This window comes from Comamonas testosteroni (assembly GCF_014076415.1).
In the GTDB taxonomy this organism is placed as follows: Bacteria; Pseudomonadota; Gammaproteobacteria; order Burkholderiales; family Burkholderiaceae_C; genus Comamonas; species Comamonas testosteroni_F.
Map to the genome: position 1 here is coordinate 3,507,965 of NZ_CP043568.1, position 20,081 is coordinate 3,528,045.

A 20,081-nucleotide genomic window follows, 5' to 3' on the forward strand; every position below is an offset into this window, starting at 1 on the left:
TTAGACCTTCAACGACTGCAGCAGCTGCTCAAACTGTTCGCCCACCTCAGGGTGCTTGCGCGCCATAGCCAACGTTGCCTCCAAATAACCAATCTTGCTTCCGCAGTCATAGCGCTTGCCTTGATAGCGGTAGGCCAGCACCTGCTCTTCCTTCATCAGCGCTGCAATCCCGTCGGTGAGTTGAATCTCTCCGCCAGCGCCCTTACCCTGGCGGGCCAGATGATGAAAGATACGCGGCGTAAGCACATAGCGGCCCACCACGGCCAGCGTGGAAGGCGCTTCTTCAGGCTTTGGCTTTTCCACAATGGCGTGCACGGCCTCCAGGCCTTCCTTGAGAGGCTTGCTGTCCACGATGCCGTAGCTACGTGTGTCTTCGCGCGGCACTTGCTGCACGCCCAGCACCGAGCACTTGTAGTAGTCGTACACATCCACCATCTGGCGCATTACCGCTGGCTCGCCATCTAGCAAATCATCAGCCAGCAACACGGCAAACGGCTCATTGCCCACTACAGGCTGTGCACACAGCACAGCATGACCGAGACCCAAGGCCTCGGCCTGGCGAATGAAGACGCACTTCATGTCTGAAGGCATCAGGCTGCGCACATAGTTGAGCATCTCGGTCTTGCCGCGACGCTCCAGCTCATTTTCCAGCTCGTAAGCCTTGTCGAAATGGTCTTCGATGCTGCGTTTGCTTCTGCCAGTAACGAACACCATTTCCTTGATGCCTGCAGCCAGAGCTTCTTCCACCGCATACTGAATCAGCGGCTTGTCAACCACTGGCAGCATCTCCTTGGGACTTGCCTTGGTGGCAGGTAAAAAACGGGTTCCCATACCCGCGACCGGGAAAACTGCTTTTGTGACCTTCATCGTTGCAAACCTTTAATGGACAAATGACGACTCACGCATCGCCGCCGAACAAGTCACGTGTGTAGACCTTGTGCGGTACATCGACCAACTCATCCACAACACGATTAGCCACGATCACATCGGCAATCTGCTTGAACTCTGCCAAATCCTTGACAACGCGGGAGTGGAAGAAATCAGGAGCATCGAGCACAGGCTCATACACCACCACCTCAACACCCTTGGCCTTGAGGCGCTTCATCACCCCCTGGACGGAAGAAGCACGGAAATTGTCCGAACCAGCTTTCATCACCAGGCGGTAGATACCGACTACCTTGGGATTGCGCTTCAAGATATCGTCCGCCACAAAATCCTTGCGTGTGCGGTTCGACTCCACAATCGCATGCATCAGGCTCTGCGGAACATCGGCATAGTTGGCCAGCAACTGCTTGGTATCCTTGGGAAGGCAGTAACCGCCGTAGCCAAACGATGGGTTGTTGTAGTGCCCACCAATGCGTGAGTCGAGACTGACCCCTTCAATGATCTGGCGCGTATCCAGCCCATGCACGGCCGCATAGGTATCCAGTTCATTGAAATACGCAACGCGCATAGCCAGATAGGTATTGGCAAACAGCTTGATGGCCTCGGCTTCGGTGCTGTCCGTCAGCAATACCTGAACATCCTTTTTGATGGCGCCCTCGCACAGCAGGTCGGCAAACTGCTGACCGCGCTCGGAACGCTCCCCTACCACAATGCGGCTGGGATGCAGGTTGTCATACAGGGCCTTGCCTTCACGCAGAAACTCTGGCGAGAAAATGATGTTATCGCTACCCAGTTGCTCTTTCAGACGCTTGGTAAAGCCGACAGGCACCGTCGACTTGATCACCATCACCGCATCCGGATTGATGGCCATCACCTCTCGTGCCACCGACTCCACCGACTTGGTGTTGAAGTATTGCGTTTGAGGGTCGTAGTCCGTAGGCGTGGCGATGATGACAAAGTCCGCACCAATATAGGCATCCTGCTTATTCAGAGTGGCGCGGAAGTTCAGCTTTTTCTCTGCCAAAAAACACTGGATCTCGGTATCCACAATGGGAGATTTCTTGTCATTGAGCAGTGCTACCTTACGCTCGTCAATATCAAGCGCCACCACCTCATGATGCTGAGCAAGCAACATGGCATTGGAGAGGCCTACATAACCGGTTCCCGCAATCGCAATCTTTTTCATTTTTTCAATCCTTTTCAAACACCTCGGCCTGCTTGAATGCGGGCTGATTCCGGTCCTTTTCGGACAAGGAAAACTCGATATCGAGCTGTGGCCACGCAATAGCTATATCTGGGTCGTTCCAGAGCAGGCCCCGATCCGACTCCGGCGCATAATAGGCCGTGGTCTTGTACACAAAGTCCGCCGTGTCGCTGAGCACCACAAAGCCGTGGGCAAAGCCCGGCGGAATCCAGAGCTGTCGGTGATTCTCGGCACTCAGCTCCGCACCCACCCATTGCCCAAAAGTGGGCGAGCTGCGGCGGATATCCACGGCCACATCAAACACCGCACCCGAGATCACACGCACCAGCTTGCCCTGGGCATGGGGCGGCAGCTGGTAGTGCAGCCCACGCAGCACGCCCTTGCTGCTGCGGCTGTGGTTGTCCTGAATGAACTCGTAGTTCGTGCCCGTAGCCTGGTTGAAGAGATCCTGGCGAAAGCTTTCCAGAAAAAAGCCGCGCGCATCCCCAAACACCTTGGGCTCGATCAGAAAGACATCGGGAATGGCCAAAGGCGTGAACTTCATGCGTGCACCTTTTCCTTGAGCACCTGCAGCAGATATTGTCCGTAGCCATTCTTGACCAGCGCCTGGCCCAGCTTCTCCAGTTGGGCGGCATCAATCCATTTCTGGCGATAGGCGATTTCTTCCGGGCAGGCCACTTTCAGGCCCTGGCGCTGCTGCAAGGTGGCGATGAATTGCCCGGCTTCGAGCAGGCTGTCATGGGTGCCGGTGTCCAGCCAGGCATAGCCTCGGCCCATCAGCTCGACATTGAGCTTGCCTTGCTGCAGATACATGCCGTTGAGATCCGTGATCTCCAGCTCGCCCCGCGCCGAAGGCTTGACCTGCTTGGCCAGCTCCACCACCTGCTCGTCGTAGAAGTACAGGCCGGTGACGGCATAGTGGCTCTTGGGCTGTTTGGGCTTTTCTTCGAGCGACAGCACTTTGCCGTCGACGTCGAACTCGGCCACGCCATAGCGCTCGGGGTCTTGCACATGGTAGGCAAACACCGTGGCGCCGCCCTGGCGCGCATCGGCTTTTTTGAGCAGCGGCTGGAAGTCGTGGCCGTAGTAGATGTTGTCCCCCAGTACCAGGGCGCTGGGAGCGCCGTTGAGGAATTTCTCGCCAATCAGGAAGGCCTGGGCCAGGCCATCCGGACTGGGCTGCACCTCATACTGAAGATTCAGGCCCCACTGGCTGCCGTCGCCCAGTAGTTGCTCGAAGCGCGGCGTGTCCTGCGGGGTGCTGATGATCAGAATGTCTCGGATGCCCGCCAGCATCAGCGTGCTCAGCGGGTAGTAAATCATGGGCTTGTCGTAGATCGGCAGCAGCTGTTTGCTGATGGCCAGGGTGGCGGGGTGCAGACGGGTGCCGGAGCCGCCAGCCAGAATGATGCCTTTGCGCTGTGTCGTCATGATGAATCAATGGATGGCTTCCAACGCCTTGCAGATAAGCGCTTGAAGCGAGTTATTTGAAAATTACAGAATTTCGCGCAGCATGCGCTCCACGCCTTGCTGCCATGCGGGCAGATGCAGTTGCATGGCCGCTTGCAGCTTTTGCGTATCCAGACGCGAGTTCAAGGGCCGTGCTGCCGGAGTCGGGAAGGCCGTGGTCGGCACGGCAGCAATGCTTTGCACCTTCCAGTCCAGATCCGGTCGCAGGCTTTGAGCGCGCTCGATCACATGGCTGGCATAGGCATGCCAGTTGGTTTCTCCTGCCGCAACCAGATGGTAGAGACCGCCATCGCCGTCATGAGCGCTCACATGGCGCACGGCATGGGCCGTGACATCGGCGATCAGATCGGCGCCGGTGGGTGCCCCCCATTGATCGTTGATCACGCTGAGCGCTTCACGCTCCTGCGCCAGGCGCAACATGGTCTTGGCAAAGTTGCCGCCACGCGCTGCATAGACCCAGCTGGTGCGAAAAATCAGATGACGGCAATGCGTGGCCGCAATCCGCTGCTCGCCCTCCAGCTTGGTGCGACCGTAGACCGATAGCGGCCCGGTCGCATCACCCTCTTTGCGTGCCGCACTGCCGGAGCCGTCGAAGACATAGTCGGTGCTGTAGTGCACCAGCAGGGCTCCCAGGCTTTTGGCCTCCAGCGCCATGACTTCAGGGGCTTCGGCATTCAGGCGCAAGGCCAGATCCGGCTCGCTCTCGGCCTTGTCCACCGCCGTATGCGCTGCGGCATTGACGATCACATCCGGGCGTACGCTGCGAATGGTCTGCGCCAGTGTCTGCAGATCGCCGACATCACCGCACAGGCCATTCCCATCCACAGTCACGCTCTGGCGATCCAGCGCAATCACCTCGCCCAAAGGCGCGAGACTGCGCTGCAACTCCCAGCCGACCTGGCCGTTCTTGCCCAGCAGCAGCAGCTTCATGCCGAAGCCTCGCCGGTGTACTGCTTTTGCACCCAATCACGGTAGGCGCCCGACTGCACATTGGCCACCCACTCGGGGTTGGCCAGATACCACTGCACGGTCTTGCGAATGCCGGTCTCGAAGGTCTCGGCAGGCTTCCAGCCCAGCTCGCGTTCCAGCTTGCGCGCATCGATCGCATAGCGGCGATCATGGCCGGGACGGTCGGTCACATAGGTGATCTGCTCGGCATAGGCCTTGCCATCGGCGCGCGGGCGCAGCTCGTCGAGCAAGCTGCACACGGTCTTGACGATGTCGATATTGGCCTTCTCGTTCCAGCCGCCCACGTTATAGGTCTCGCCCAGTTGGCCGGCCTCGAGAACGCGGCGGATGGCGCTGCAATGGTCGCGCACATACAGCCAGTCACGCACCTGCATGCCGTCGCCGTAGATGGGCAGCGGCTTGCCGGCCAGCGCATTGACAATGACCAGCGGGATCAGCTTTTCGGGGAAATGCAGCGGGCCGTAGTTGTTGCTGCAGTTCGTCGTCAGCACCGGAAGGCCGTAGGTGTGATGCCAGGCTCGCACCAGGTGGTCAGAAGCCGCCTTGCTGGCCGAGTACGGGCTGTTGGGCTCGTAATTGTGCTCTTCGGTAAATGCAGGATCGGTCGGCGCAAGCGTCCCATAGACCTCGTCGGTGGAGACATGCAAAAAGCGAAAACCGGACTTGGCCTCGCCTTCCAGGCCATTCCAATAGGCGCGTACCGCCTCCAGCAGGCGGAAAGTGCCCACCACATTGGTCTGAATGAAATCCTCGGGTCCATGAATGGAGCGGTCCACATGCGACTCGGCCGCAAAGTTCACCACGGCGCGAGGCTGGTGCTGCGCCAGCAATTGCGCCAGCTGTGCACTGTCGCCGATATCGGCCTGCACAAACACATGACGGGCATCGCCCTTCAAGCTGGCCAGATTCTCCAGATTGCCCGCATAGGTCAGCTTGTCGATATTGACCACGGGCTCATTCACATGTGCCAGCCAATCGAGAACAAAGTTGGCGCCGATAAAGCCTGCACCGCCACAAATTATAATGGACATTATTTAACCCTAATCGCCTAAGCCGTTCTTATAGGTAGTTAATGAATTTTTCAATGATGAATCAAAACCAGATCCTCTGGAGTCTATTCCAGCCCAAGCATCAAGCACCGATCCCATATCGATTCCAATTCCACCTTTAGATTTCGCAATGGAGCAATACTGTTTGCCTGCAACACCTACGCCTATTAGGAAAACAACACCAGGCCCAGCTATCTCATCTATCTCATCTTCTATTTCAAAAAATCTTCTAAATCTATTATCAATATCACCACCTCCCCCATCGATTCTAAATTCTCCATCCAACGATATTAAATCAATAGGTATCTCATTAAATATACTTTCAAAAATATCTTTCAATTCTTTTCTAGGTGTTACTAAAACAATTTTTTTAGCCTTTTGTAGTGCATCTAAAAACCCCAGATCCGTCGCAATCTTAAAATGTATGTTGGGCGACGTCTTACACTGTCCAGGTTTAAGTAGAGAGAGGCTCGCCAAACAATTTAGAACGCTATTTTCTAAAATTTTCAGTCCTCTTGACGAAAAATCGCCTCTATTTTTAAAGCCTAAAATATCAGCTTCCTGTACAGATTTTCTTAGATTACCTTTTACCCACTTTACTTTCTCCTCATCTATCGCACCTCCCCACTGCATTTGGGCGGATTTTTGGATATCAGTTAACCCATAATATAAGTCTTGCCCCAGAAATCTCACTTCACAGTGGCCGACTCGGATCAAAGAAAATGGATTACCATTTTTCACCGCCTCTGTTATTTTTTTTATAGCATCAGCCTCAGATATATCAAAGCAATACGGTGCTGGATTTTTAAACCATTGTGTCTTCTTTAAATAAGAAACAGCCCCCCTATTTATCTTAAATACACACTTATTATTTAAAACTTCAGTCTCAAAATAATTATCTAACCCAAGGACTCTCAGTGCTCTAAAAACAAAAATAAGTCTAGGGGATTTAATTGGCTCAGATATCACCAATAAACCTTTCCCTGTCTTAACAATTTCAGAAATTACAAGCCTATAATTAGCCTCCGTTGAATAAACTGTAAGAGATCCATCTAAAACTATATTACAATCTTGAAAACCATCAATATCCTCTATAAATTTTAATATATTTTCATATTTATCATCAATTCTTAGATGAGGAGATCTAATTTTCAGGTTATTAACAAAGACAGAGTCAACCAGCTCATTATTTTTATCAAAAATAATTGTTTCAAATTCATTTATCATAACATTATCACCATCTTTATTAAAATGCCAAATTTTGATAATTCAGATCAATTCACACTTACAGAATTTAGCAACTTCAAGTAGCAATCTCCATTAATAATACTATTTTCCGCCACCCCACCCCCATTAATTTTCATACTATCTCTCATCGACTTATCCAAAATCAACCTCGTTAATGCATCAACCCATTTTTCGGCTTCATTCTTTACAGAAATGCAGTTAACATTATTTTTAGCGACTTCATTAAATGCAGGGCAATCAGATACGACTATAGCCATATCCAAAGCAGAATATTCTAAAAATTTCAAAGAGCTCTTAGATCTATTAAATCCATCATCAATCATTGGAACTATCCCAATATCCCAATGTACACGTTGCTGCAGCCATTTCACAAAACTAGGATAATCATTCTTCTTAGGCAACCCCACTCTTTTCCCAAAAGTCGCAGGTAGCTTTTGAAATCCACCAATTACCTCAATTTCAATTTTTGATCCAAATTTTCTTTGCAGCATTTGCATCGCCTCAACGATCACATCAAGGTCTGCATTATGTTCAGGTGTTCCGATATAGCCAATGCGCACAGGATCACCCTCTTTACATGCATAAGGCCCTTTACTGTGATCGCGCTTTTGGCCCAAGTGCCATAGCTTACCATCTAAGCGACTCGGTACAAATAATACATTATTGTTGAATTTATTTAGTTGCTCAACCAATGAAGGACTTGATGTTGTCACTAAATTTGCATTTTTGGCTAAAAAACTTATTTTTTCTAAAGTATCTTGTGGATTCATATTAAATCCCCTTCTATGAACCCCTTCAATATCCATTAAATCGTCATCAATATCATATATTAACTTGCCGCCTGCCTTACGCCAATCCTGAAGCCATTCTTTCAAATGTGCTAGTTTCCATGAAGCAGCGTCACGTTGAATCACTACAATATTCGCGGAACCAGGCACTGGGAGGTCCTCACTAACCTCCACACTCCACTCTCTGAGAACTTCTTTAGAGTTGAACGGAAGAACCAACCTAACATAACCAGGCTTTGCAGGCAGGCCATCGCTGCGCAAAGCAGGCAGAAGAATCAGTTTCGATTTAATAACAACAGGATTCTCGACTCGATGCATTTTCAATGCTGCGAAAATAGGAACATATTCGCTGACAGCCGCCTGATGGACTGAGTAGCGTGCTGCTGTCAGCAAACCCTGGTGCTTCATCTGCTCAATCTTTGCGCTGCCCGAATCAATTAACTCTGACAACTTATTAAAGATCCGCTCTTCATCCAGAGTGTCTACAACAATGGAATTTATACCATCTACAGCATATTCATCGGCACCACCTGCCACCGGAACCATCGCTGCGCATCCACAGGCCATAGCTTCCAAGGCAGTACGGCCAAATGCTTGATAATCTGAAAAATCAAGAAATAGATCACTCTTACCGAGCAATTCTGCAACTTGCTCTCTCTTTAATGAGCCATAACACACATATGGAAAATCACGTTGCAGAGCCTGAAAAGCCGCATCATCTTCCGCACACCCGAACAAAAGAAAATTCAACTTTCCTGGATACTTCTGATGCAAGCGAGAAAGCACGCGCATTGATCTATCTGCACCTCTACGCGGAGTCTGGGGACGGATCATAACTGCTATATGCAGCTTTTCATCACTCTGACGAACAGCAGGCTTGTAAATAGCATGATCAATGCTTGGTGAGACCTTGTGAACTCTACTGGCGTGATGGCGTTGAACCTCGTCAATAATCCATTTAGTTTTGGCAAATAAAAAAGCATTGGGCACTAAATCATAAGAATCAAATGCCTCTTTCCATTTCTCACTACCTTCTTCAGAAAATAAAGGTTCATAATCTTGAACATAATAGGCAGGCATAATATGTGGATTGACCTCCACAATTTTCTTTACCAACCGCATGGAAGAAAAAATTGTCCCAATCACAACATCATAATTTTCGGAAATTTTCAGAATACTATTCTCTGAAAACCCCTCAAACATATCTATAGCGCCCGGGATAATTTCATAATTCTGATGAAATCCGGAAAGATGCTCGTTTTTAACGCCCACCTTGGCATTAAACCCAAGGCGGCGCATTTCTGCCACTTCTTGCACAACAGAATGCGCGCCGCCACCCCCACCTTTTACCGGCAGGAGATAGAGCACACGCATATCCATCAAATCAAGATGCTTTGATTTATCCGTTTTCTCCCTTATTCTCTCCTGCAAACGTGCTCTTACCTCGTCCAAAATATCGGTCTTTTTGACAGCACTTACCCGGCTGAAATATTTTTCAGCCGAATGTTTTCTTTTCAAACTTTCGGTACCTTCTTGCGAAAGTTTTTTACGCTTCTCATGCCCAAAACTTTTGGATTTTGCATGAAAAACGTAAGTATCATCGGCGATAACAATTTCAAAGCCTGCGTCAATCGCACGAATACAAAAGTCATTTTCCTCACCATAACCGACAGGGAAATTTTCCTCATCCATAAAGCCGATCCTGTCCAGAACAGCTTTTTTGATCATGAAGCAAAATCCATTCGCAAATGGCAGCCGTGGATAGACCCGCGTAGATGCTGATCGCACCAATTCAGCCATTTCATCGACCGAATAGCCATTCGGAATTTCATTGACGGCAAACGCCCCCGTCTCATCATGCAAATTGGGGACATTTTGCCAACTGGCAGCATTCGACAAGGGTCCAACAATACCAATTGACGGGGCAGACTCCATACAACGAATCAGCCCCATTAGCCAGCCCTTAGAAACAATCGTGTCAATATTTTTCGTCACTGCATAATCAGCGTTCGATGCTTTCAAGCCAGTATTCACCGCTTTGGTATAACCAGAGTTTTTCGCATGCTCAATTAACTGAAATAATGGCTTTCCGTTGCAGAACTCTCGTAGCCATTGAGTGGTATCTTTTTCTGAACCATCATTAACCACAATAATACGCACATTGAAGCCGTCCGTATTACGCTGTAAAGATGCTAAACACTTTTGAACATCTTCCAATGCGTTGTATACAGGAACAACCACATCCACACTGGATACCCGATTTTTGTCGGGAGCAGGCATCGCACCAATCCGGCGCTTAGCCAGTTCAATATTCCCGCTCATCAGATGGGCAAGTTCTGGATTAATCGCCTTGGCACGCATGTAGTGCTCTATGGCGGCCTTATAGTTTTTTTGGCGGAAGGCTGAATTGCCTTGCATCAGTTCAGAATTACTCATTTTAAATGTTCAATTAATTAAAGATAATATCCACAATCTTCAAATCGCTGCTTTTTATTTCATGTGACCTGTCACCATCTGGCTGAGCAGTTCTTTGAATGAAACAAGAAAGAATTTTTTCTTTCCGCCATCTTTCCCTATCTATGACAGGTTCTGAAAATTCTATATATTCTGGCCATAGAATTTCATTAGAAATAGTCACCTGATACTTAGCATTTTCCATTTCAAGCATGGAAAATGCTAAAGCATCACCTGACATATCCCCTCTATAGATAACCAATACACGATCATTATCATCAATCACAATTTCAGGGCGACTTATTGGGATTTGTAATGTTCCACCACCTTGTAGATTGAAAGACTTGTCCCGTTCAGAAATCTTCGTACAACACCATTTACTTCCATCAAACCAGAGATGCTGGTACTGAGGAATACCATTAACATCATTCGCATAATATGCAATATGTGGCCTATTTTTACTATCAAGAGCCATACTGCATTGATTAATTAAATTACCACCTGGGGAAACTGGCCACACGGTCTCGGCATTGACTTGTGTTATTGGGAGCTTGCAAGGTTTACCCAAGGAGGTAAACCAACTCACCCCATTATCTGGAGACCATGCATAGCCAACATTTACATTGTTGACTAGTTGCTTCTCACCCAGCATTTCGGTTCGCCAAACAAAAGATAGATGCAGCGATCCATCCGTTCCAATAGCCGGATGATTCCAATAGGCATTGCTTGTCCAAGGTTTATTATCAGCACCACTCAAAATAGCTGTAGGATAATCTTTCCAAGACTGATCTTTTTCGTCATACACCTTAATACGTGCACTGCCTTTGTTGTGATTTCCATCACGGTATAGCATCGTCAATGGGAAATCATGGCGAGGTATTATAAATGCAGGGTATGTCACCTTATCCTCATATACCCCAGTCATTGGCAACTCATCTGTCCAGCTTTTTATATCGTGAGGAACTAAGCAGCGGCGATAGCGCAAACGGGTTGCATGATGGTCATAGCTCATATGCAAGCACCCATTCCTATCAATACCTAAACTAATGCTGTTGTGAGCATCTTTGAGATTAAATTCCCCTTTGATATCGTTGGTATATATATCATTGTTTTTTAAATGGCGCTGCACAACACGCAAAGTGAATTCATCAATATAAAATGCAGTATATTGATATCCATCTTTCGTCAGGATTCCATGGTGACGAAAAATCACCGTATTCACGGTATTTCCCGCCCATGCATCCCTTAAATCAATACAAGCAAGCTGCTTGACATCAACTTTGTTCTTTGCATAGGTAGAAGAATTTTCTTGAGAATCTGATATTTCAAAAGCATGCTCTTTACTTGATCGCAAGGTCTTTGACGGAAACAAGCGCTTAAGAATATCCAACTGAGCCGAAGCAGTATTCAACGCTTCACGCAGTTCGCTGTTGCTATTCGTTTGAATCGTCGAAAGTGCTTGCAATTGGGAAATCCGTAATTCAGAGGCGGATAACTGAGCCAATCGCTGACTCGCTAGCTTTTCTGTATTTTCAAGTACCTGTCGTACTTTCTGAAATTCAGCTTCCATTTGCTGCTTTTCCTTAGTGGAAGCATTGCGGGCATCGCGCTCTGTAACCAACTCCTTTTCCACTTGCGTCAGGTTGGCCTCCAGCTTTTTCTGAGCGTCACTTTGACGCTCACTTTTTTGCAGCAAATCCGTTTCAGCCTTTTGGGTTTGCTGCAGCATCTCTTTCAATTGCTGCTGCTCCTCCAAGGAAGCTTTACGAGCACCACGCTCAAATACCAGTGCCTCACACATTTGTGTCAGATTGGCCTCTAGCTTTTCCTGAGCATCGGTCTGGAGCTCTCTTTCTTGGAGCAAATCCGCTTCAATCTTCTGAGCTTGCTGCAACACCGCTTTCAGCTGCTGCTGCTCCTTCATGGATGCATTGCGAGCGTCCCGCTCCGTAGCTAGCTCCTGCCGCACTTGCATCAGCTTGGCTTCTAGCTGCTTCTGAACGTTTGTCTGCTGCTCGTTCTGTTGCAACAACTCCGCTTCGCCCTTTTGGGCATGGTTCAGCGCAACCTTCAATTGCTGTAGTTCCTTAACGCAAGCGTTGCGAGCATCACGCTCGGTCACCAGTTCCTGCCGTACTTGCGACAGATTGGCCTCTAGCTCTTTCTGAGCATTGGTCTGATACTCGTTTTTTTGCTGCCACTCCGCTTCGACCTTTTGGACGTGCAGCAACGCAGTCTTCAATTGCTGCAACTCCTCAACGCAAGCATTGCGAGCATCACGCTCGGCCACCAGTTCCTGCCGCAATTGCTCCAGATTAACCTCCAGCGCCTTGTAAGCCTTTGCCTGTTGGTCATTTTTTTGCAGCAACTCCACTTCTGCTTTCCGTGCATGCAGGAGATCTTCTTGCAATTGCTGCTGTACATTCAGAGCAGCTTGCGTTGCTTGGTGCTCTGACACCAGCTTTTGATGAGCTTGGGCTAAATTGGCTTCTAAGCTCTTATTGGCTTGCGCTTCTTGCTCTTTTTCTTGAAGCAGATCGGCCTGTTTTTGTCTCGACAAACCGATATCCAGCAGCAATCGCTGTTTTATTTGCTCGGATTTCTGCCATGCTCCTCTGTAGTCACGTGCAAAAAGTGCGTAAGCAATTCCAGGATGAGCTTCATGATGCACATATTGCAGCCCAAAGCCGGGTAAGGCTTGAGCCAGTTCAGCCAAACCGGTGCCTTGTGGCAATTGTCTGCGCCCTGCATCGTCAGCCAGGAGTACTCGCGCCAAGACGACATCCAGCAACGGTAGAGTATCTTGGGCCGATTTCAGTAAAGTGGCCGCAGGTAGGCAGTCCAGAATCAAAAACTGTCCTGAAGAGCCCCCAGCCAATAACGATGCCAATGCAATGGCTTGTACAGATTGCCTATGCAGTGCATATAAATTAGGCCAAAGCGAGTGAAGCAATTCAGGCTCCAGCAAACCACTTTCTTGCGCCAGATTCGCCGTAAAAACCTCTACCTCCGCTGAAATAGGTGCCACAAACTGGTTGAGTAAAGTGGCATTTTCCAGAGCACTCGAAGCTGCGCATAAGCGCTGCAGAGCAGCAAACCGCAATGGTTCGCCTTCAACCAGAGTGCAAGATTCTTTACGATCTTTCAACCATTGAACCCAAGGCCCCTTGCCGGTTCCCGCACCGACCAGAGTCAGATGCGACGCAGGCATCAAGGCTTGAATGTGCTCCATCCAGTTGATGAGGCTCTTAGATATTTCATTCATCGCACACGACCTATTACGACAGTAAGAGATAAAGGCTCTTTAAGGGAAGCCTTGCATAGGCTCCCTTTCAGCACCTGCCGAATATTTTTCAGAAGAAAAACCGTCATTGAGAAACGCAGCTTCATTACGTAAAGCCCAAAAATTCACGTACACCTCAATTGGAATTTCTTCAATGCATAAGTGGATTTAACGGCTCTTATGACGCTCTTTCCGGAACGCTCTGACCTGAGCATACAAAGCACCGGGCAATGTCACCCAGCCTCCCAGAGTCTGGGTACGCTGCACCCAAGTTTCACCCAATCGGTAAGACAGATGACGCTTTACCTGCGCTGCTTCATGTGCATCGCGGTACTCTGCAATCGACGGTAGTTGTTCTGGACTTGCAGTCTGTTCGGCACGAATGCGATCAGCTTCGGCACGCAATGCCCAAGGCATGAAAAGCAGGCCAGAAAGACTTCCTGACCTTTGAATCATGGTAGCGCCTAAACGGTAAGGCAGGTCTTGCTTCACACGATCAACAGCCCCGTAGTAAGCCTTAGGCTTTGAGGCGGCTTTGTATTGCGCATTTTCCAGGTAATAGCGCTCCAGCTCTTCCTGCACTTTGTGCAATTGGCCTAGCAATAGCTCATTTTCTTTTTGCAACTCGACCACGGGCGCTTTGGCTCGCTCCGTTTCCAGTTCCTTTTTGAGCTTGACTTCGCTGCTCTGCAACTGCGTAGCCTTGTCCTGAGCCGCTTTCAGCTCCGCCTTGACCTTAGCTTGCTCGGCCAGCAGTTTTTCATGCTGCTGCGCAAGCGTTTTTCGACTCGCCAACTCCTGCTGTACTTTTTGCAATTGCTCCTGCAGGGCCTGCTTTTCGCGGCTAACATTCTGCAGAGCAGTGCTTTTTTCCTGCGAAGCTTTCAGGTCTGCTTTCAATTTTGGCAGCTCGGCTAGCAGCTTTTCATGCTGCTGAGCTTTCATGTAACGGCTTTCAAGCTCTTCCTGCACTCTATGTAGCTGCTCCAGCAATAGCTGGTTTTCCTGCCCACTCTCTTGCAATTGCGTTTCATGGTTAGTCAGTAAACGCTGCTGCACCTTGGTTTGCTGCTGTGCCGCGGCCTGCGCCTCTTTCAGCTGCGCGAGCTGCAGATCCAACTGCTGCATTTGCAAGACCTGCTCGTCCAGCGTTTTTCCGAGCTGAGTAATGCGCAACGCACGCTCCTGCAAGGTGGCTTGCTGCGCCACAAATGCAGACCAGGCACTGTGGTTGCGCTCTGTTTGTATGCACTCCAGCGAGCTGTTGCCTTTGCTATTACCACTGCGCTGTGGCAATGAGGCTGCGGCTTGCAGTTGCTCATACAGCTCTGATGCCTGAGGATAGCCCTGCAGCAGTTGTTGTACCAGCCATTGGGCCAAGGCGTTGCCATCAAGTCCTTGCTTTGACTCGATGTTACAGACCATGGTTTCAGAGTCGCCCTCAAGCTCAATAGCTATAACGCTGGAGCTTTCAACAACTGTCTCGATTTGCCTATCGATGTCAGCCTCACCTACAGTTTGCTGTGCTTGTTCTTCAAGTACCCGAGCTTCTTCAGAAGAATTGGTGATTTCAGCTACTTTCCCATATTCAGCTTCGACACCCGGCACTTGCAGTGGAGCGTCAATTCGCGCGCTCACCTGTTGCAAATAGCTCTGCGCAGATCTTTGGACTTGCGCTGCATGAACCAGCATGCTGCGCTCCGGGTATCGGAGATGAAAATTCAACAGAGCAGAGTTATAGGCAATCCAGGCATTGATGCGCGCTTCAAGCTCTTCGGGATTAGCATCCGCCTGATCCAAGGTCTGGCGAGTCAGGATGCTCTGGGGCTCATCAAAAACCAGTACAAACACAGTTTGAGGGTCCTGAAATCTCCAATAGTCGAGCAAATACACCGCTTGTGTGTCTGACCAGCCCCATAGCGACTGCTCCATATTGGCCAGCATTAAATCCAGAGCCAAGCCATTCCAGAGCGGAGTGACTTCAATCTGCTTGAGAGGACCTACAGCACTTAGCTTCTGCACAGGCGTTGCACCGTGTACTTTGAGCAAAGTTTCACTGATCTGCGCTGGCGTAAGGCCTTCGCGCCGCGACGGCTTGGCTTCAGCCATGCCGCAGTCCAATAACAACTCCTCTACCCTCTCAAAGCCTGACTGAGGGTGTCCCACCACAATAATTTTGTTCATAGCTATTCAACAAATCAGAAAAAATCAAAGACCAAACACGACCTTTGCACCGATAGCAATCTGGTACATGATCTGAGTGATGTCCTTCCAGAACTGGCGCTTTTTCTCATCCACTTTAGGTAATACCAGCACCTGATCGCCAGCCTTGAGTCGGGTGTTTTCAAAAAGCTTGCCAGTATCCACCTGCTCAAAGGCACCATCTCGGTGTGCAACAACGACACGGGCCGCATCCGCCGTCTGGGTAAAGCCGCCAGCGCGATCGATATAGTCCTTGAGGCTGAGTGAGCCATCGAATGCCACAGCGTTTGGAAACAGAACCTCACCGCTCACCAGCACCAGACCATCTTTGCGCGGGATGCGAATGACATCGCCGTTTTCCAGCAACATATTGTCTCGCTGTACAGCCTGCGCAATCTGCACCTGACCGGTAGGCTCCACTTTCTTGGCACGCTCCACCCACTGCAGGGTCAGATCGGCTTCTTCCTTGCGCAGTCGAGCCTCTTCGCTGCTGCCACTGCGGGCCGTAAGCAAGGCCGTTTCCAAACTGCGCAAACTGGTGGCAAGCATCTCCTTCTGGCGCTGCTTCACGCTCTGACGAAACAGCTGAATGCTTTCAGGCTCGGCATCGGGCAGGGTCTGAATGCTCTGCATCAGCGCGCCCAGACGGGTGCCATAAGGCAACACATATTCCTGGGAGTTCATGTGCTCGCCTTCAACGCGAACGGTAATGGTGCCGGGCTTCTTGTCCGCGGTGAATTCCAGCTCATCGCCGTTTTGCAGCACCAAAGCATTCGCTTCCTGCAGCGGGTAGTACTCCGTGTTCTTGACCGTGCCAGTATTGCGAGCAATACGTACATGGGTGGCCTGGGCCTGCGGCTTGGCCAGTTGCATCAGCTGAGCCACGGTTTCCGAGCCTTGGGCAAACTCGAAGCGCTTGGCATTGTTCACAAGACCCGATACGCGCACCCGGTTGGCAATAGGGGGGACAAAAATCACATCTCCATCATTAAGCTGCAGCAGCGGCAACTGGCCTTTGAGCAGAAAGTCATAGAGATTGAAAGTGGCACGCACGGTGCTGCCGCGCTTGACCTGTACGGTCAGAAAGCTGCCGCGCTCGGGGTCGATGCCGCCCGCCTGGTCCAGATAGTTAAGCAGGCTGTCCATGCTGGTGCCGTTATAGAGGCCCGGGCGCATGACATTGCCGCCCACAAAGATGCGCACCGGCTGCGCAGCAGCCAGGCTGGCATAGCTATAGACATTGGCGCGGAATACACGGCGTACTGCGGCCTCTACCTGCTGCTGAAGATTTTTGTTGGCAATGCCCAGCACCTTGATGGGCCCGACCTGGGGCAAAAAGATATTGCCTTGCGGATCGACTGCCGCCACGCTGTCAAAGGTAAAGCCACCCCAAAGCCGCAAATGGATACGGTCACCCACCGTCACCAAATAATCAGGGTTGAACTGCGTTGCCCCTGCACGCGCAAAGTTGCCGGTAAACAGGTTCGCGCCAAATACATCGCTACTAAGGTTTGCCGTGTAGTCGGCTGTCTGGGGTGCTTGCGGCAACACCGGTGCTTGCATTGGGACAGCAGCGCCAGAACGGCTTGCCGAAGCATCGCTGGAAGTCCCGCCAGAAGGCAACAAGCCCAGCGCCTGATTGATCTGGAAAGGATCAATACTGGATGCCGCCGATGCATCCTGCCTTGAACTAGCTTGAGAGGTCTGAGCCTGGGCCGGTGCCAAACCGGCCAGCAGGACTGCCACTGCTAAGCCGACACAGGTACGCGCGATAAAACGTTGCATGATGAAACTAGAGAAATTCAGAATAATCAGTCGCGGTGATCGCGGACGATAGAGGCCAACAGTTGCACCAACCCGGCCAACAACAAGGCGCCAAGGATAAAGGTGACGATGTTGTAGAGGCGGCGAGGCCGCATCGGGTACTCAGGCATAGACGGGCTTTGCAACACCAGCACCTTTTTCAAAGTGCGCGTTGCCTCTACCCGGCCTTTTTCCAGTGCTATCAGGGCGCTCTTATAGGCATCCTGCTGAAACTGGGCCTCCAGTTCCAGGCGCTGATACTCTTCCACTGTCTTGTTCAGCGACTGTCCCTTGGCGCTGGTCAAACGGGCTTTTTCCGTTTTGATCTGCTTTTCCACGGCCTGGATCTGCAGATCGACTTCCACAACCGCAGGAGCTGTAGGTGCGAGGTAGCCCAGCAGCGCAGTCTTGCGCGCACTGAGTTCGGTTAGTTGCTCATCCAACTTGTTGACTACACCGGCCAGATTCTCGGCAGCGGACTGAGGCGAGATCAGGCCCTTAGCATTCTGGAAGGACAGCACGCGCTGACGCGCGTCCAGCGCATGCTCACCACGCACTTTGACCTGTTTTTCGAGAAAATTCACCTGCTCTTGAGCCAGTTGGTGGCCCAACGAATTCATATAGCGCTCGCCCTCATGGACCAGTGCCTTGGTGATCTTCTGGGCCATTTCTGCATCGTAGGCCTGGGCCTGGATGACCAGCACACCTCCATACTCGTCATATTCCACGCTGATGCGTGACAAAAAATGCTTGTGAAAGAACTCCAGCGATGCATCATGGAAGAACATGCGAGAAAGAATGTCGTGATCGTGGCTGCTGTAGTGCTCGCGTAGATTCAGGTCTTTATCCAACTGCAGCAACATATCGACAGACAGCAATCTGTCGCGCAACAACATCTGGTCTGCACGCGAGATTCCATCGCCACCAGCCAGCAGCGACCCGAAATCCAAGGCCTGTGATGCAGCCATATCGGTACGCTGGATCAATACATGGGCTTCTGAAACATAGCGATCGGAAGCAATTACCCCCCAGTAAAATGCCGCCAATAAAGATGCGCATAGTGCAACAGCCAAGGCCTTCATACGCCAGATGACTCGAAGCATTCCCATAAAACGTTCTTTTTTCAATAACTCAGTCATTTCGAAATACTATCTTTATAACTTTTCAGGGCATCTTCAATATCATCAAACCAATGTGCTTGACCTTCGTCCAACCATATTCCTGCCTGACAAAATTGGCGTAATGTCCCATCACTGTGCGAAACCATAATTAATCCCGAACGATCTGCAATACGCTGAAATGCATCGGAGGCTTTCTTCTTGAATGAAGCATCGCCAGCAGACGTGGCCTCATCCGATATATAAACATCAAAATCAAAAGCCAACGACATACCGAACTGCAGGCGTGATTTCATACCAGATGAATAAGTGCGAACGGGCTCATCGAAGGATGAGCCCAACTCGGCAAAATCTTGTATATAGGCTATTTTTTCAGTCATAGCACTTAATGAGTCAAACCCATGTAAGCGCGAAACAAACTTGGCATTCTGGCGGCCTGTCAAGGAGCCTTGTAGGCCGCCGCCATAGCCCATGGGCCAGGATACTCGACTACGCCTCTCTACCGTTCCACGTGTTGGTGTATCGACCCCACCAATCAAGTTGAGCAAAGTAGATTTACCTGCACCATTGCGACCAACCAACCCAACACTGACTTTGGAGGGTATGCAAATATTGACCCCTTTGAGAATCCAGCGCCCTGCCCCATGAGGTGTCTGGTAGCGTTTATGCACATCATTGACAATAATCATTGGGCCCTCAAACTCCGAGCAAACCGAACCTGCAAGGCCAGGCCGAGGAAAATGGAAACCACCGCAAACCAGAAAAGATACTTGAAGTTTGCTTCCGGGGCAGCGTGATAGACAGGAAAAAATCCAGCTCTCAGCAATTCGAGTCCATGTGCAAATGGATTATAAAAAGCCCATTCTCTATATTTAATCGGAATTGCTGACAATGGAAATATTGCGCCCGTCAAGAAATACAAAGGCCTCAGCAAGAACATCATCAAATTGCCCGCCTCGGGGACAAGATCGCTGAGAACCGACAAAATAAGCCCCACTCCTAAAGCACAAAGCATCAGCCCAATATAGGCAAGCATTGCCTCCATAGGTGAATCAGGAACAGCAGAGCGCCCTAGGAAAGCCAAAATACCTAGAAGCACAATCAATATCAAGAGACCTAGTAACGCTTCAAGGCATGCTCGAACAATCACGGTATCAATGGGACGAACCTGACGATAGGCAAACAAGGCCTTGTTGGCATCAACTGCTCCCATAGAACGCAGAAATACATTCTGTACCGTGAAGTAGCCAGTGAGCCCCAGTACCAGCCAGACAGCCACATCTGCGCCAGCCACGGAACGTGCACGCAGAACCGTATACAAAAGCAGCATGAGGCATGCATGCAACACTGGCTCCAGCACGATAAGCACCCAGGCTCCGCGCGTTGCGCTCAGCCGCGCAACGGCCTCGCGCAGGAAAAGTGCGTTCCATACCGCAAAAGTGACGGAAAGTGAACTACGTGGTGCTGTGATTTCACCAGACGACGGGGCTGAGTCCAAAATAAATCCTCGTTCTTTTGGACTCAAGACGCACTGAAATCCAATCGGAAAATTATAAATGAAAACATAAGCAAAACCTTATTACAGACAGCCATCACACCCGTTTCACA

The 20,081-nt window shown here is 50.1% G+C and carries 14 protein-coding genes; all 14 read right to left on the reverse strand.

The genetic code is table 11. The features are described 5' to 3' along the window. The 14 genes from galU to F0P97_RS16150 all read right to left on the reverse strand — a co-directional run bounded on the left by galU (position 1) and on the right by F0P97_RS16150 (position 19,998). Positions 1-867: a UTP--glucose-1-phosphate uridylyltransferase GalU gene (galU, locus tag F0P97_RS16085; protein ID WP_182283094.1), complete on the reverse strand. Its 867-nt coding sequence runs from the start codon at positions 865-867 to the stop codon at positions 1-3. Between the two features lie 31 nt (positions 868-898). After that, positions 899-2,071, reverse strand: coding sequence for a nucleotide sugar dehydrogenase (locus F0P97_RS16090; RefSeq protein WP_182283095.1), 1,173 nt, complete (start codon positions 2,069-2,071; stop codon positions 899-901). A gap of 4 nt (positions 2,072-2,075) precedes the next feature. Beyond that, on the reverse strand, positions 2,076-2,633 hold the full coding sequence (rfbC, locus tag F0P97_RS16095) for a dTDP-4-dehydrorhamnose 3,5-epimerase (RefSeq protein ID WP_182283096.1): 558 nt from the start codon (positions 2,631-2,633) through the stop codon (positions 2,076-2,078). Then, positions 2,630-3,520, reverse strand: coding sequence for a glucose-1-phosphate thymidylyltransferase RfbA (gene rfbA, locus F0P97_RS16100; protein ID WP_182283097.1), 891 nt, complete (start codon positions 3,518-3,520; stop codon positions 2,630-2,632). Before rfbA ends, rfbC begins: the two co-directional genes overlap by 4 nt. Before the next feature lie 63 nt (positions 3,521-3,583). Continuing rightward, entirely contained in the window at positions 3,584-4,489 is a 906-nt protein-coding gene (gene rfbD / locus F0P97_RS16105) for a dTDP-4-dehydrorhamnose reductase (RefSeq protein ID WP_182283098.1), read from the reverse strand. Then, positions 4,486-5,559 carry a dTDP-glucose 4,6-dehydratase gene (gene rfbB, locus F0P97_RS16110; protein ID WP_182283099.1) on the reverse strand — a complete coding sequence of 358 codons (1,074 nt, stop codon included), beginning with the start codon at positions 5,557-5,559 and terminating at the stop codon, positions 4,486-4,488. The genes rfbD and rfbB overlap by 4 nt, the downstream gene beginning before the upstream one ends. Positions 5,560-5,568: 9 nt before the next feature. Then, positions 5,569-6,804, reverse strand: a complete 1,236-nt coding sequence (locus F0P97_RS16115; RefSeq protein ID WP_182283100.1) for a hypothetical protein — start codon at positions 6,802-6,804, stop codon at positions 5,569-5,571. A gap of 47 nt (positions 6,805-6,851) precedes the next feature. Beyond that, a complete protein-coding gene (locus F0P97_RS16120) occupies positions 6,852-10,049 on the reverse strand; it encodes a glycosyltransferase (protein ID WP_182283101.1) in 3,198 nt (1,065 codons plus the stop codon). A gap of 13 nt (positions 10,050-10,062) precedes the next feature. Next, positions 10,063-13,332: a BNR-4 repeat-containing protein gene (locus F0P97_RS27395; protein ID WP_198424698.1), complete on the reverse strand. Its 3,270-nt coding sequence runs from the start codon at positions 13,330-13,332 to the stop codon at positions 10,063-10,065. Between the two features lie 186 nt (positions 13,333-13,518). Next, a complete protein-coding gene (locus tag F0P97_RS16130; RefSeq protein WP_182283102.1) occupies positions 13,519-15,534 on the reverse strand; it encodes a chromosome partitioning protein ParA in 2,016 nt (671 codons plus the stop codon). 24 nt (positions 15,535-15,558) lie between these two features. Then, a complete protein-coding gene (locus tag F0P97_RS16135) occupies positions 15,559-17,337 on the reverse strand; it encodes a polysaccharide biosynthesis/export family protein (RefSeq protein ID WP_182283103.1) in 1,779 nt (592 codons plus the stop codon). Between the two features lie 26 nt (positions 17,338-17,363). Next, a complete protein-coding gene (locus F0P97_RS16140) occupies positions 17,364-18,494 on the reverse strand; it encodes a chain-length determining protein (RefSeq protein ID WP_182283104.1) in 1,131 nt (376 codons plus the stop codon). Then, the gene (locus tag F0P97_RS16145; protein WP_182283105.1) at positions 18,491-19,162 is read right to left on the reverse strand and encodes an ABC transporter ATP-binding protein; all 672 of its coding nucleotides are present in this window, start codon (positions 19,160-19,162) and stop codon (positions 18,491-18,493) included. The genes F0P97_RS16140 and F0P97_RS16145 overlap by 4 nt, the downstream gene beginning before the upstream one ends. Continuing rightward, positions 19,159-19,998 carry an ABC transporter permease gene (locus F0P97_RS16150; protein ID WP_232537958.1) on the reverse strand — a complete coding sequence of 280 codons (840 nt, stop codon included), beginning with the start codon at positions 19,996-19,998 and terminating at the stop codon, positions 19,159-19,161. The genes F0P97_RS16145 and F0P97_RS16150 overlap by 4 nt, the downstream gene beginning before the upstream one ends. Between the last annotated feature and the right edge of the window lie 83 nt (positions 19,999-20,081).